At 64.5% G+C, this 12,709-nt stretch carries 14 protein-coding genes and 1 pseudogene; 11 read left to right on the top strand and 4 right to left on the bottom strand.

All coding sequences use genetic code 11. The features are described 5' to 3' along the window. Positions 1-101: 101 nt before the first annotated feature. Positions 102-230, top strand: a pseudogene (locus tag Q0579_RS11815) (S-adenosylmethionine:tRNA ribosyltransferase-isomerase); the annotation flags it as partial. 97 nt (positions 231-327) lie between these two features. On the opposite strand, the gene Q0579_RS11810 reads toward Q0579_RS11815, so the two are convergent. Then, a complete protein-coding gene (locus Q0579_RS11810) occupies positions 328-792 on the bottom strand; it encodes a toll/interleukin-1 receptor domain-containing protein (protein ID WP_298812450.1) in 465 nt (154 codons plus the stop codon). A 317-nt stretch (positions 793-1,109) separates the two neighbouring features. After that, on the bottom strand, positions 1,110-1,325 hold the full coding sequence (locus tag Q0579_RS11805; RefSeq protein WP_298812447.1) for a hypothetical protein: 216 nt from the start codon (positions 1,323-1,325) through the stop codon (positions 1,110-1,112). 167 nt (positions 1,326-1,492) lie between these two features. On the opposite strand from Q0579_RS11805, the gene Q0579_RS11800 reads away from it, so the two are divergent. The 3 genes from Q0579_RS11800 to Q0579_RS11790 all read left to right on the top strand — a co-directional run bounded on the left by Q0579_RS11800 (position 1,493) and on the right by Q0579_RS11790 (position 4,420). Further along, on the top strand, positions 1,493-1,846 hold the full coding sequence (locus Q0579_RS11800; RefSeq protein WP_298812445.1) for a helix-turn-helix transcriptional regulator: 354 nt from the start codon (positions 1,493-1,495) through the stop codon (positions 1,844-1,846). A gap of 1 nt (position 1,847) precedes the next feature. After that, positions 1,848-2,411: an ImmA/IrrE family metallo-endopeptidase gene (locus tag Q0579_RS11795; protein WP_298812443.1), complete on the top strand. Its 564-nt coding sequence runs from the start codon at positions 1,848-1,850 to the stop codon at positions 2,409-2,411. Positions 2,412-2,773: 362 nt separating this feature from the next. Continuing rightward, entirely contained in the window at positions 2,774-4,420 is a 1,647-nt protein-coding gene (locus Q0579_RS11790) for an N-6 DNA methylase (RefSeq protein ID WP_298812440.1), read from the top strand. On the opposite strand, the gene Q0579_RS11785 is transcribed toward Q0579_RS11790, so the two are convergent. Next, on the bottom strand, positions 4,417-5,616 hold the full coding sequence (locus Q0579_RS11785) for a phospholipase D-like domain-containing protein (RefSeq protein WP_298812438.1): 1,200 nt from the start codon (positions 5,614-5,616) through the stop codon (positions 4,417-4,419). The genes Q0579_RS11790 and Q0579_RS11785 overlap by 4 nt on opposite strands. A gap of 191 nt (positions 5,617-5,807) precedes the next feature. Continuing rightward, a complete protein-coding gene (locus Q0579_RS11780; RefSeq protein ID WP_298812489.1) occupies positions 5,808-6,701 on the bottom strand; it encodes a restriction endonuclease in 894 nt (297 codons plus the stop codon). 534 nt (positions 6,702-7,235) lie between these two features. Here Q0579_RS11780 and Q0579_RS11775 point away from each other — a divergent pair. From Q0579_RS11775 to Q0579_RS11745, 7 genes are all read left to right on the top strand, one after another. Continuing rightward, a complete protein-coding gene (locus Q0579_RS11775) occupies positions 7,236-7,568 on the top strand; it encodes a hypothetical protein (protein WP_298812435.1) in 333 nt (110 codons plus the stop codon). A gap of 212 nt (positions 7,569-7,780) precedes the next feature. After that, positions 7,781-8,194, top strand: a complete 414-nt coding sequence (locus tag Q0579_RS11770; RefSeq protein ID WP_298812432.1) for a hypothetical protein — start codon at positions 7,781-7,783, stop codon at positions 8,192-8,194. A gap of 78 nt (positions 8,195-8,272) precedes the next feature. After that, complete coding sequence (locus Q0579_RS11765; protein ID WP_298812430.1) at positions 8,273-8,650, top strand: hypothetical protein; 378 nt, start codon at positions 8,273-8,275, stop codon at positions 8,648-8,650. Between the two features lie 15 nt (positions 8,651-8,665). Next, entirely contained in the window at positions 8,666-8,980 is a 315-nt protein-coding gene (locus Q0579_RS11760) for a hypothetical protein (RefSeq protein WP_298812427.1), read from the top strand. Between the two features lie 31 nt (positions 8,981-9,011). Beyond that, positions 9,012-9,464 carry a hypothetical protein gene (locus Q0579_RS11755; RefSeq protein WP_298812423.1) on the top strand — a complete coding sequence of 151 codons (453 nt, stop codon included), beginning with the start codon at positions 9,012-9,014 and terminating at the stop codon, positions 9,462-9,464. A 387-nt stretch (positions 9,465-9,851) separates the two neighbouring features. Further along, positions 9,852-11,123, top strand: coding sequence for a VapE domain-containing protein (locus Q0579_RS11750; protein ID WP_298812421.1), 1,272 nt, complete (start codon positions 9,852-9,854; stop codon positions 11,121-11,123). 360 nt (positions 11,124-11,483) lie between these two features. Continuing rightward, complete coding sequence (locus tag Q0579_RS11745) at positions 11,484-12,650, top strand: site-specific integrase (RefSeq protein ID WP_298812418.1); 1,167 nt, start codon at positions 11,484-11,486, stop codon at positions 12,648-12,650. The last annotated feature ends 59 nt before the right edge of the window (positions 12,651-12,709 follow it).

Genomic DNA, 12,709 nt, shown 5'->3' with positions numbered 1-12,709 from the left:
CCGGTGTCTGCCACAGTGCCGCACCTGTGGCTTGCGCATCACCTCGTCAGCAAGGCGGAGAAGACCGGACGCTTACGAAGGCGCTCAAACCTTGAAGACAGCAAACGAGGCTGTTCATGCTGGTCTCGGCGCTGACGGGGCTGGACAGGATGAAGGCGGCTTACGCCCATGCGATCGAGAATGGCTACCGCTTCTACTCTTACGGGGACGCGTCGCTGCTCCTTCCGTAAGTGCCTTCCGGTGGGTCGCTGGTGGGAGCTTATGATTGCGTGGGTTACACCTAGGCCGCTTTGGCAAGGCTGTTGCACCAGCGAGGACCCATTAGTGCTATGCGGCGACGAGTTCGGCAATCTTGGCGGCGACCTGCGCCATCGACTCCTCGGCGGTGCTCAAGCCGGCGCGGGACGCCAGCAACAGACTGACCTGCTCCAACTCTTCGTAGGTCGTACCATGCACAACCGGGACCAGCCGCTCACGCCGAAGGAGAGCCGAAAGCTCCTTGTCTGCGACTCCCTCCGCCGGCAGGCGACGCAGCATAGCCGGGGTCACCAAAACGATGCCGACACGCGAGTTCACCAGACCCTTGTCGATCGCCCGCATCATCGGCACTCCGAGACCCAAGTCCTTCTCGCTGAACCAGACGCGGACGCCGCGCGCTTCCAGCAGATCATGCAGTTCTTTGGCGGAGCCCTGCCGGTCATCCCAAGCGTGACACAGGAACACGTCCCGCAGTTCGGGCCGAGACGCCGCCAAACTCTCGACGTTCTCGCGAATGGGCGTCAGCGCCTGCACCTGTTCCGGCGTATAAAAGACGGCAGAGCCGGCGCCCGACCAGCGCGGCTTGACGGTGCGGCGCCCGGACCCGCCCTCGCGGCTGCCCGAACTGCTCGGAGATGGGGAATATGACGAGAGCGAGTACGACGGCCGGTAACTCTGTAGGCCACCATAGCTGCGCCCATACCGGCTGCCGCAAGCCGGGCAGTCGGCTGCTGCGGCGGCCGATCGGTGCCCCCTTACCGGCGCTGTACATCCGCCCATGTCATCTGTCCTTCTCAACCGTGAGTACAAAAAGAGGCGACGCCATCTGTTCGACAGCGACGCCTCAAACTCTACTTTTCGTGCGTGGTGGTGCCGGGACTGCGCTTTCCGTGCGCCGCCGTCACGAAGCGGCCGGACGACGCGCTGCGGTAGGAGCCGCCCGTGCTTCCGCTCCTGCCGCTGGCCTCGCGCACCGTCGTGCCCGGGCTACGCTGCCCGTGCGCGGTCGTGACGTACCGACCCGAGATCGCGCTCCGATAGGAGCCTCCACTCTTTCCCTTGCTCATGTGCTACTTCCTTCGCTGCGCCGAACCACCCCGCCCTTGACTCTCAGGCGTACAAATGATTCGAACGTTTCAGACGTAAGGCAGTTTCAGCCGTGAGGCGACTTGTCTTACGAGTGAGACAGTAAGGGTGCGCCGGACCCGAGTCAACCGCCGGTGTTGGAGAATCTATGACGCTTCCCATCGAGGAGCTGGGACGGCTGATCGCGAGAAAGCGGGGCGCGAGGGGCATTCGGGCTGCCGCGGTAGAAGCGGACGTCAGTCCTGCTACTTTGTCCAGAGTGGAGAACGGCAACCTGCCCGATCTTGCCACATTCGCGAAAATCTGCCGATGGCTTGACGTCGATCCCTCGCGCTTCCTCGGTGTTCAGCGCGATGCGTCGTCAGCCGTGCCGGATCGCGCGGTGGCTCATTTTCGGAAGAAGCCAACAGTCTCGAAGGAAACAGCAACGTCTCTTGGCGCGCTGATCCTCGCCGCGCAGCGTGCAAGGCAAGCCCGCGCGGACTTGGAGCGCGGCGAGTAGGATGCGGCGCGGGTTCAAGGCGGACGCCGAGCGCAGATCAGTAGCTGCGAGAGAGCGTCTTGGGCTTCAACCCACTGACAAGCTGTGCCCGTGGGAGTATGCGAACGCGCTCGGCGCGATGGTGTTTGGTGCCGACGAGCTTGAGCTAGACCCGGAGCATGCGAGACAGCTGTTGCAACGAGACCCCGACAGTTGGTCAGGCATGACGCTGTACGAGGAGGGAACGCACGTGGTGGTTCTCAACTCAGCACACCCTCAAACTCGGCAGACGGCGACGTTGATGCACGAGATCGCCCATATCACACTCGAACACGTACCTGCTGACGTGTCTGTATCGCCGAGTGGGCTGGTCTTACTTTCGGACTACTCGGCCGATCAGGAGGAGGAGGCGGATTGGCTCGGCGCCGCCCTTCTTCTGCCTGAACTAGCCCTGTTGGAGAGGCGTGGCCGCGGGTTGTCGATGGCGGCGATTGCGAACGCTTACGGCGTCAGCGAGGCTCTTTGCCAGTGGCGCTGCCGTATGACGGGCGTCGAGAAGCGTCTCGCTTTCCGCATGCGAGCGTGAGCAAATCTCCCTTCCACCCTGCTCACGAGGTTCGGAGTGCAAAGCTAGGCGCCGCCGCAGCAGACGCGCAGGGCGATGAGATTGAGAAGGAGGCAAGGCCGTGCTGCCGGTAGATCGCGAGACCATGCTCCTCCTGCGGCCGGCGGAGGAAAGCTAGCTGAGCGGGCTGTGGGGCCGTGCAAACCCATATTGCGAACGGCGTTCCGGCTGGGCATACACGGCGTCGACATGGACGGTTCGGCGTCGTGTAGCCCGGTGCTCTCTTGCACGGGATCCCCGACACGGAGACTTTAGCGGCTCCTTGGCGAGAGGACTCCGCCAAGACGAAATCGGTGCTCCTTCGACCGATCGAGGAGACTGAGTTGAAGTTTATAGCTGATCAAACGGCTCAAAAGCTGCGCGGTGGGTACTACACCCCACCCGATCTCGCCGCCTTCATTGCCTCGTGGGTCAAGGAACTCGCTCCGAAGCGCGTCCTTGAACCGAGCTGCGGCGACGGAGCGTTCTTCCAAGCTATGGCCACGGTAAAGGGTTTCGCCAAGTCTGAACTGGCGGCGTTTGAGTTAGACGATATCGAGGCCGGAAAGGCGTCGCGCCGCGCCTCGGAGCTCGGGCTGAACAAGGCCGACGTACGCAACGAGGATTTCCTCGGTTGGGCGCTCGACAACATGAATGATGGTGGCGAGCGGTTCGACGCAGTCGTCGGCAATCCGCCGTTTGTCCGCTACCAATTCCTGCCGCCGGCCTTCCAGGCTCGCTCGGAAGCGATTTTCAGTCAGCTGGATTTGAGATTCACGAAACACACGAACGCCTGGGTGCCTTTCATCCTGGCTGCGATGGCGCTGCTGCGTCCAGGCGGGCGCCTCGCGATGGTAGTGCCGGCCGAGATCATCCACGTCACGCATGCGCAATCGCTGCGCAGCTATCTCGGTCGTCAGTGCCGTCGACTAGTCATCATCGACCCAGAAGAGCTCTGGTTCGACGGTACGCTGCAAGGCGCCGTGATCCTGATGGCCGAGAAGCGATCCAGTCCCGCTCAGAAGGAGGAAGGTCTCGGCATCTATCCGGTGCGCGGTCGTGAATTCCTGCGCATTTCTCCGGCGGAGATTTTCGATGCGCCCCAGACGATCAACGGCAAGACCGTGGAGGGCAAGTGGACCCGCGCGCTACTCGACCTTGAGGCACGCACCCTGTTCGACGAGATCGAGGCCCACAAAGCCGTTCACCGGTTCGAGAACATCGCCCGCGTTGACGTCGGCATCGTGACCGGTGCTAATGCCTTCTTTTTAGTATCAGATGAAACCGTTGAAGAATACGGACTTGAGAAATACGCGCATCCCATGTTCGGGCGCAGCGGACACTGCCCCGGCATCATCTACGACGAGAACCAGCACTCGGCGAATGCTGACAAGGGTACGCCCACCAACTTCCTTTGGTTTGACGACTCGCCGGCTAAGATGGCCAAAGGCCCTAAGCGCTACATTGAGATGGGCGAGAAGCAGAAGTTGCAGACCCGCTATAAGTGCCGGATACGCACACCCTGGTTTAAGGTTCCTTCGGTCTACTCGACAGAGGTCGGCATGCTGAAACGCTCGCACGACACACCGCGGCTGATCCTAAACAGGATTGGCGCTTACACGACGGACACCGCATACCGAATTCGCACGAAAGACATCTCCGGCGAGCATTTGGTCGGTTGTTTTGTCAACCCGCTGACTGCGCTCAGCGCAGAGCTGGAAGGTCGGCACTACGGCGGCGGCGTGCTGGAGCTGATCCCGTCCGAGATCGAGCGCTTGGTCGTGCCCTTGCCGGACGTGCAAGTGGACCTGGCTCAGCTCGACCGATCCATCCGTAACGACGCGACGCATGCCACGCTGGCGCGTCAGGGACGCATTGTCCTCGGCGGTCTGGGCCTATCGAAAGCGAAGCAGGACGCCACCCTCGAAGGATGGCGCAAGCTGCGGGATCGCCGCCAACGTACGTCCAGCGAGGAAGAGGTGGTCACCTAATCGATCTCGATCATGAACTTGGTTGGATCGGCTAGGTCACGGTAGAGCGCCATGGAACGGCCAATCAGGTCGGGACGCTTTACCTCTGCGGCGACCTCGCCCCAGGACAATCGCGTCATGGCATTCTTTTGCAGGTAGGACTTCGACGTGGTGCTGGTCGTGTGCCTGATGTTCATGTCGAACGAGCCATAGTCCACACCCTTGAGAACGACTTGAAAGGTGCCGACCGCCTCATCCACAGTTGCCGACCGGGGCGTCCAGATCAGGGACGGGAACACTTCATCGCGGAAGTAGTGGCGGTGATCGACCTCCGCCTCCATCAGGCCTTTGTCGAGGTTGATCGATCCGGTGGGATTGGTGTTGTCCCCGGTGGGGATCGTCAGGTCGCGTTCGGTGAGGTCCTTGCTGATCCAGACCACCTCGTAACCAACGCCTGCGCTCCCGACGGCTGGAGCCGCCGCTGGCACCGGCCCACCGTCAGAGGCGATAATCACGGGGACGACCGGAACCGACAGCTTGGGTTTGCTCGCCTTTTTTGGAGAACTCTTAATCGCCGGTACGGCCATCTTCATACGTGGCGTGGGATCAGAGCTGCCCGGCTTGGCCGACGTGGTCGGCTTTTGCGGCGGCATATGTGCCTCATCGGCCAGTAGGCCGGCAGCAAGCAACTCGTTTAACCGCTTCACCTTCTTGATACGGAAGATGTTGTCGGGGTGCGCCGCGGTCAGGCCATCGAATTGCTTCTCCAGCTCCTTCAAAAACTTGGCGTCGTCCTTGTCGTCAACGTCGAAGTCGAGCAGGACGCCGGCCTCGATGTTGTTGTTGAGGCCGCCCAGAGTCAGGTTCGCGCTGCCGATCGACAGCCGAGCGAGCTTCTTGCCCCGCACGTAGTAGAGCTTCGGATGGAAGAGCAGGTGCCGGGATCCGGTGTCAACAGCGTGCAGCGCCACACCGGCATCGAGAAGCCGCTTCATGCCCTGATACGACGTAATGTCGTTCCGGATGCCTGCGAATACCGACGTGTTCCCCGCGTGCGCCGCAAACTTCGGCGCTATCTGGTTGATGCCGCTCTCCATCAGGAATGCGACGCTGATGATCGAGCGCTGCACATCTGCCACGTCGAACAGCTCGCGAACGACATCGCCGTGAGTGCGAGCGGTAAGCCCTTGAAGGATGAACTCGCGTGTCACCAGCATCTGCTCCTCATGTCCCAAGGAGTTGGTGCGATGATGGCTTCATCGAGTCCAGAGGCAGACATAGGATTAGGTGGCAGTAGTTAGGCTCACTCTGAGCGGCAGATGCAGCGAAGCCGGATTACGGCGCGATCCAGACTGCTCGATCTATGCTTGGATCGGGTTAATTCGGGCGTGGCCCTGGTCAGCGCACGTCAGTCGTCGGCAAAGAAGTCCTCATCGACTCGCTTCACCGCAATCGTTCGGCTCACGCGCACACCAACGTCGTGCTCGACCAGCAGCGCCGCCAGCCGCTCGCCATCAATGAGAATTACGCGCTGTGGGATGTGACGAACATACTCTCCTGCGGGCGTGCTGAAGCTCGACGTGGTAACGAACACGCCCTTGGTTGCACCTAGCCCAACGAGGCTCCCAACGAACCCCTGTATCTCCGGCCTGCCAACCCCGACGTGCGGCGCGTACCGCTTCGCCTGGACGTAGATGCGATCGAGCCCAAGGCGATCTTCGTCAATCACGCCGTCCACTCCGCCGTCGCCGCTCTTGCCGAGCTGGAGCGCGGCCCGGTCGTGCGTCCCGCCGTACCCCATGGCGACCAGCAGATCGACGATCAGCCGCTCGAAGAAGGCGGGCGTCTGCCCTAGGACCCGCTGCAGCAGGTCGGCCTTGAGCGCCGCCTGGATGGCAGCATACGCAGCGTCGATCTGCTCTTCGGGCGTAGCCTCCGACGCGACCGCCGCCTTCGTGGCCGACTCCTCCTCGCCCGCGCTCTCGCCTGTCTTCTGATACCATTCACGGAAGGGTGGGAAGGTGCTCAGCACGTCAATATCGATGGCCGTCGGGGTCCGCGCTAGAAGAGCGCGCCCCTCCTCGCTGGCGACGAACCGACCGCGGCTCGGGCTGTCGATCAGGCCCGCCTTCGTCATGTAGAACTTGGCCCAGTGCAGCCGGTTGTGCAGCACGCGCTGGCGGCCGCTAGGCAGCATCTCCTCCCGCTCCTCCTCGGACAAGCCGAGCTGGTCGGCGATTCTCTCGGCGGCGGCAGGCACGCGCGTCTCGCCGACAGCTGCCTCGCGCAGCACTGGCAGCATCAGCGCTTGGTAATCCGGTATGGCCAACAGGTCCGCTCCACTCACAGTTCTGAACCCAGACTTAGCCAACACGGCACACGATGTCGCAGCTGAGCACGCGCGAAAATCGGTATCTTTTTATGGAAGGGCTGAAAAGCCTCGCACCAGGCCTGCACAGGCCTATTGCGCGGGCGTGCCAGCCTGACCATGATCGCAGCGCCTCCCGTGAAAGCCGGGGGGCGGGGCGTCGAAACCTCAACCTGTAGGAACTCGGTCGCGAACGCATGTTCGAGGCCGGGTGGCATGCGCGTATGTCCAGCCGGCAACGGTAAAGGCGCATGCGCCTGTGCCTACGGTCAGGTTTCGAACATCCGGCTTCGGCCGCCGCTCCCGAGAGGTACATAGGGGCGGCACGAGGGTCTGAGCCGAAGGTCGCTCCCGACGAGAGGGCGACGACGCACATGCGGCACACATACGGCACGTCGGCGCGACACGCTCGCCCCGGCGCGACGACGCGCGTCCGCGGCACATCCACCACCAAAAGGGAGAACCACCATGACCAAACAGCAGAAGATCGGCGCCGCGGTGGCCGCCGGGATCGTCGCCCTTCTTTACTTCACCGGCGGCGGCAGTTCGCCTCCTGCGCAGGATCGCGCCGCTCCGGCGGACTACACGTGCGAGTCGCTCGCGCCGGAGATCATCCAGATGTCAAAGGGCCGCGAGCCTGAGATACTGGAGCTCAACGAGGTGGAGCGGGTGATGAATGATTACCCCAACTTCATCACCTGCCAAGCCCGCGCCGAGTGGAGCCAGGGCCAGGGACGCGCCGAGTTCGGCGCCCACAAGAGCGATGGCGGCAACGTTATCCTCTCGTACAAGCAGCTCTGACCACGCAGGCTCGGGTGATGGGACGGCCAGTCCGCGGCATGGTCGATCCCGAGCCTGACCCGATCGGCCCCGAACCGCCGTTTCGACCTCCCCGGCGAGGCCTCTCGAAGCGCTCGCCTAGCAAAACCAACGAAGTCCGCCCCGCGCGGACGCCAGCCCCCGAGGCCCCGTGGACCAGCTCCGCGGGGCCTTCTCCGTTTGAGGACAACCGTATGCAATCTTTCACCACCGGAGCCGCCGTCAGGGCGGCCGTAGCCGACCCCGCCCTCGACCCGCAGCTGCGCGCCCTTCTCGCCGCCCGCGCCCGGCAGCTGGAGGACGACAGCGAGCCCGGCCTCGACCTGGGCGACCTTGCCCACTTCCACGCCGTCGAGCCCGGCGACGGGCCGGCGGAGGCGGCGGCGGCGCTGGGCTTCCCGCCCGACGCCAACCTCGTGGACGGCAGCCGCCAAGGGGACCCCGACTTCGCCCCGTCGTGGGAGTGGATCGAGGACCACGGCGGCTGGTTCGAGCTGGCCTTCGTCCTGAGCGACGACGGGTTCGGCCACGTCCTGCTCGTCCCCGACCGGCCCGACACCGACCCGCGCCTCCTGGTCCTGTGCAGGGATCACCTCACGCCGGCCTGACCGACGACCCCGACTGACACGCAGCGTCCCGGCATCCCGCCGCGGGCGCTTTCTTTTTACCCTCGAAAGGAACAGACTATGACCATCTTGGTCCACGACCGCGCGTCCGCCGCGCGGGCGCTCACCCTGCCGCTCCCGCCGCCGATGCGCGCCGCCCTCGTGGCGGAGATCGCGCTGCTGACCAGCGGCGAGCACGACCTGACCGACTGGACTGACATCCTGCTGGTCGAGCCCGGCGACGATGAGGCGGCCGTCGCGGCAGAGGCCGGCTTCTCGCCCCTTGTCGACCCGCTGTCGGGGACGCGTCACGGGCAGCCCGGCTTCGAGCCCGGCTGGGACTGGCTGTCCCGCCACGACGGCTATGGCCGGCTCGTGTTCACGATGGGCAGCACCCACGCGACCATCATCATCGTGCCCGACGACGCCGACCTGGCGCTGCTCGCTCTCTTTCGCTGATAAGGAGAACTCTCCGTGCGCGACTTCATCCAGTTCCTGACGGCGCTCGCCGTGCTCGCCATCGTCCAGTACCTCGCCCTAGCGCTGTCCGTGGTGCTGCTCATCCTGTTGCTCATGGCGGCCGTGGTGCACCCGCGGCGCACCCTCCAGCTGCTCGCCACGGTCGGCCTACTCGGCTTGGCCTTCAAGGCGCCCGCACACTGCGCCGCCGCAATCGGCGCCGCCGCCGTCGCGCTGACGGTGTCGGCGCACTTGTCCGAGCGGCGGTCCCGGTCAGCCCAGCGTTCCACCCTGCTGCTCACGTACGTGGGAACGGACGACGCGCCGTAGCGCTGTCTCGGCAGAATGGCGGGGAAATAGAATGTTCGTGACCGTAACCGGCTGGCGAGTACGTGCCCACTTCAAGTATTGTTTCGGCATGCCGGAACGGCCGGTCGATGGCGCTCCCGACCTCGTTGGGCCATACGAGTTGTGGGGGCGCACCTTTTACTGGCGGTTCGACCGCGGGGCCGACGAGTGGCAAGTCGTGGCGCCCGCCGACACGTCGCTTGCGGACTACACAGCCCGCCGCGCCAGCATCTACACTCTTGCCGAAGAACAACGGAACCTACCGCATGACGAGTTGGTGGCACTGCTGATCCAAGCCTGCATCGTCACTGGGCTGGATCAACGCGCTGACATCATGGACGCGGTCGAGTTCGCCACGTTGCTCGATCCCGAGTTCATCGGCCGCGTGCTGGCGCGGCATCGGGGGAAAGCAGCCGCCACCAAGCTTTGGTGGGTGGACGAGAACAAGACCTATCACCTTCACTAGAGCACGCCGCCGTTCGCGGTCATCCGGACGACAACGCCGACAGATAATCGTGTTAAAACAAACGCTTACAAACCCGTGCCGTTAAAGCCCCGCGCATAAGCAAATGCGCTCGGCAGGGAACGCCCGCACAACCGGCTGAACGGCCGCTGCGTGGGACAGCCAAGAACGTCCGGCGAGTGGCTCGTAGAACAGCATCGGTCCGCCCGAGCGCAGCTACGGCACGCTCGGCAGGGAAAGCCAGCCGCACGTCGGCCAGACCGACACGACACCGACCAGCATAACTCGGAGCCGCGGATGCCTCATGGGGGCCGCGCGTCGTCATGCGCGAGCATGGCGCAAACAGTCGGCCGTCCGCAGCGGTCGCAAGCGAGAGCACATACAATGACAATGAAGAACCCAATCACCGGTTGGCCCGACGCCGCGCCGCCGGGAACGAACCGCCTGCCCACTACGATACCCAATGTCGCGCACATGCTCCTCCACGAGGGGATCACGGTGCGGTACAACACCGTCAAGAAGGACTTGGAGATCACCATACCCGGCGAGGCGGGAACGCCCGACAACGCCGCCAACGTGCGGATGTCGCGCATTTTCAGCCGCGGCACCAAGCACGGCCTGTCCACCCGCCACCTCGCAGAGTTCGTCCAGGCGATCGGCGACGACAACGCCTACAACCCCGTCGCCGACTGGATCGCCAGCAAGCCGTGGGACGGGCGCGACCGGCTGCCGGACATCCTTGCGACCGTCACCACCGCGGAGGATTACCCGCCGTCCCTCAAGGAAACGCTAGTCACCAAGTGGCTGCTCAGCGCGGCGGCGGCGGCGCTGCCGGGCGACACGTTCAAGGCCCGCGGTGTGCTCGTGCTGCAGGGCCGACAGGGCATCGGCAAGACCAGCTGGATCAAGCGGCTCGTCTCCGACGACGCGCTGCGCAACGAGGTGGTCCGCCTCGACCACCACATGGACTGGAGCAACAAGGACAGCCTGCTGGGCGCCGTGAACAACTGGATCGTGGAGCTGGGCGAGCTGGAAGGCACGCTCCGCAGGGAACTGCCGCCGCTCAAGAGCTTCGTCACCGCTGACGTCGACAAGGTCCGGCGGCCTTACGAGCGGCGGGAGTCGGTGTACCCGCGCCGCACGGTGTTCGCCGCCACGGTGAACGACGCCTCGTTCCTCATCGACCCGACCGGCAACTCGCGCTGGTGGACGATCGCGGTCGAGGGGCTCGACTACCTCCACGACATCGACACGCAACAGCTGTTCGCGCAGCTGGCCGGGCGCGTCCGCGAGGGGGCGACGTGGTGGCTCACGCGAGATGAGGACGCCGCCCTGGACGCGTGGAACGCCCGCCACCGCGCCGCCAGCGCGATCGGCGAGCAGGTCGCGGAGGCGATCGACCCGAGTCAGCCGCCGGTCCACATGACAGCGAGCGAGGTGCTGCGCTGCATCGGCTACAAGCAGCCGACCAATGCACAAGCGAAGGAGTGCGGCACAGCGCTGCGCGAACTCTACGGCGAGCCGAAGAAGCGGGACGGCGGGATCATGAAGTGGCCCGTCCAGCTCAGGCAGCCGCCTGCCGACACGTGGGTCAAACCAGAGACGAAGAGTCTCTACGACGAAGCGGGGCTGCCGAAGCCACCACCCGGCGACAAGTTCTAGCCCGTCCCGCGCCACCGTGGATCGGGCACGCACCGGCGGCACCACGGGGGGCAGGAGGTAGCAGAACCAAGAAGGTATGGGGGATGAAACCGGTGCGACGAAAGTCGCCGAGCCTGCCGCCACCTGCCTCCCAGCCCCCCGCCGCACCGGCGCCGCAGAACGCGCCACCGGTCGCGGCCCCCGTGCTGGCCCACCTACGCACCGCGCGGCGCCGCCGCGGCTGTCCCGACCTGCCCCGCCTGCGCCCCGCCCGGCACCGATCCGGCGTCGCGGGTGCCGCCCCCATGCCCGCCCCGCCGCGCGCGCCAGCGGGGCACTCAGACGAACCACCACCACCCATCATCCGAAAGGAAAAGCATCATGCCTGTCATCAAGTTGGACGCCGTGACTGTGCAGCAACTCCGCTGCCCGGACGGCAAATCGAAGGTCGTGTACCGCGACGAAGCGGTCACCGGCTTCATGGTCGAGGTCCATCAGAGCGGGGCGAAGACCTACGCCCTCAAGTACCGCGACCCGAACGGCGCGCAGCGCCAGTACAAGATTGGGGGCGTCGCGGACCTCTCGTTCGCGGAGGCGAAGCGGGAGGCGATCCGCGTCCGCTCGCGCGTCGTCGTCGGTAAGAACCCTGCCGAGGAGCGGAAGGTAGAGCGCACCGTGCCGACTCTCACCCAGCTGTCCGAGCGCTACCTGGAGCACGCGCGATCGTACAAGCGCAGCGCCGACATAGACGAGCGCTACCTGCGCCTCCACCTCCTGCCCAAGTTCGGCAAGCGGCGGATCAACCAACTGGAGCAGGCCGAGATCGTGGAGTGGCTCGGCGCCAAGGTCCGCGAGGGCTACGCGCAGGCGACCGTCAACCGCTGGCAGGTGATCCTGTCGCACATGATGCGGATGGCGAAGGTATGGGGCGTCGCCGGCTCCGAGGTGAACCCGCTGGAGGGCGTGAAGCAGCGCGACCCGAACAACAAGGTGGAGCGCTTCCTAACCGCCGAAGAGACGCGGCGGCTGCGCAAGGCGGTCGAGGACAGCCCCAACCCGATGCTGGCGCCCATCGTCGCGCTGCTCCTGATGACCGGGTGCCGCAAGCGAGAACTCCTTGACGCCAAGTGGGAGGAGCTCCAACTCGACCGGGGAATGTGGCGCATCCCCACCAGCAAAACAGGAAAGCCACGGCACGTGCCCCTCATCGACGACGCCGTGGCGGTGTTGCGGGCGCTCCCGCGTGTCGAAGGTTGTCCCTACGTCGTGCCAAACCCGAAGACGGGACAACCTTTCCACTCGATCTACAATTCGTGGAATAGTGCAAGAATAGCTGCTGGGCTACCAGATGTCCGGATACACGACTTAAGACACAGCATGGCTTCGCATGCAGCCAGTTCGGGACAATCGCTGTACGTCATCGGTCAGATACTTGGGCATGCTCAGCCCAAAACCACAATGCGCTACGCGCACCTTACCAACGAGGCTTTACACAAAGCTGCCAACGCTGCTTCTGCGGCAAGCGGCTGGAGTACTCGCGCAGAATAAGTAAAAAACGAGCTTCTCGGGTGACTCCGCGTCACCCGAGAGCCGTCTTATAATTTTTT

Source organism: uncultured Sphingomonas sp., assembly GCF_936927845.1.
GTDB lineage: Bacteria > Pseudomonadota > Alphaproteobacteria > Sphingomonadales > Sphingomonadaceae > Sphingomonas.
Note: the sequence above shows the minus strand (reverse complement) of the source record. Positions and strands in the feature narration are given on the sequence as shown.

What these genes read in the sequence shown, in the direction of transcription:
- Q0579_RS11770 (WP_298812432.1), top strand. Translation starts at nt 7,781, where the DNA reads ATGCAATCTTTCACCACCGGAGCCGCCGTCAGGGCGGCCGTAGCCGAC.
- Q0579_RS11755 (WP_298812423.1), top strand. Translation starts at nt 9,012, where the DNA reads ATGTTCGTGACCGTAACCGGCTGGCGAGTACGTGCCCACTTCAAGTAT.
- Q0579_RS11785 (WP_298812438.1), bottom strand. Translation starts at nt 5,616, where the DNA reads ATGCTGGTGACACGCGAGTTCATCCTTCAAGGGCTTACCGCTCGCACT.
- Q0579_RS11805 (WP_298812447.1), bottom strand. Translation starts at nt 1,325, where the DNA reads ATGAGCAAGGGAAAGAGTGGAGGCTCCTATCGGAGCGCGATCTCGGGT.
- Q0579_RS11795 (WP_298812443.1), top strand. Translation starts at nt 1,848, where the DNA reads ATGCGGCGCGGGTTCAAGGCGGACGCCGAGCGCAGATCAGTAGCTGCG.
- Q0579_RS11775 (WP_298812435.1), top strand. Translation starts at nt 7,236, where the DNA reads ATGACCAAACAGCAGAAGATCGGCGCCGCGGTGGCCGCCGGGATCGTC.
- Q0579_RS11780 (WP_298812489.1), bottom strand. Translation starts at nt 6,701, where the DNA reads ATGCTGCCAGTGCTGCGCGAGGCAGCTGTCGGCGAGACGCGCGTGCCT.
- Q0579_RS11745 (WP_298812418.1), top strand. Translation starts at nt 11,484, where the DNA reads ATGCCTGTCATCAAGTTGGACGCCGTGACTGTGCAGCAACTCCGCTGC.
- Q0579_RS11765 (WP_298812430.1), top strand. Translation starts at nt 8,273, where the DNA reads ATGACCATCTTGGTCCACGACCGCGCGTCCGCCGCGCGGGCGCTCACC.
- Q0579_RS11800 (WP_298812445.1), top strand. Translation starts at nt 1,493, where the DNA reads ATGACGCTTCCCATCGAGGAGCTGGGACGGCTGATCGCGAGAAAGCGG.
- Q0579_RS11750 (WP_298812421.1), top strand. Translation starts at nt 9,852, where the DNA reads ATGAAGAACCCAATCACCGGTTGGCCCGACGCCGCGCCGCCGGGAACG.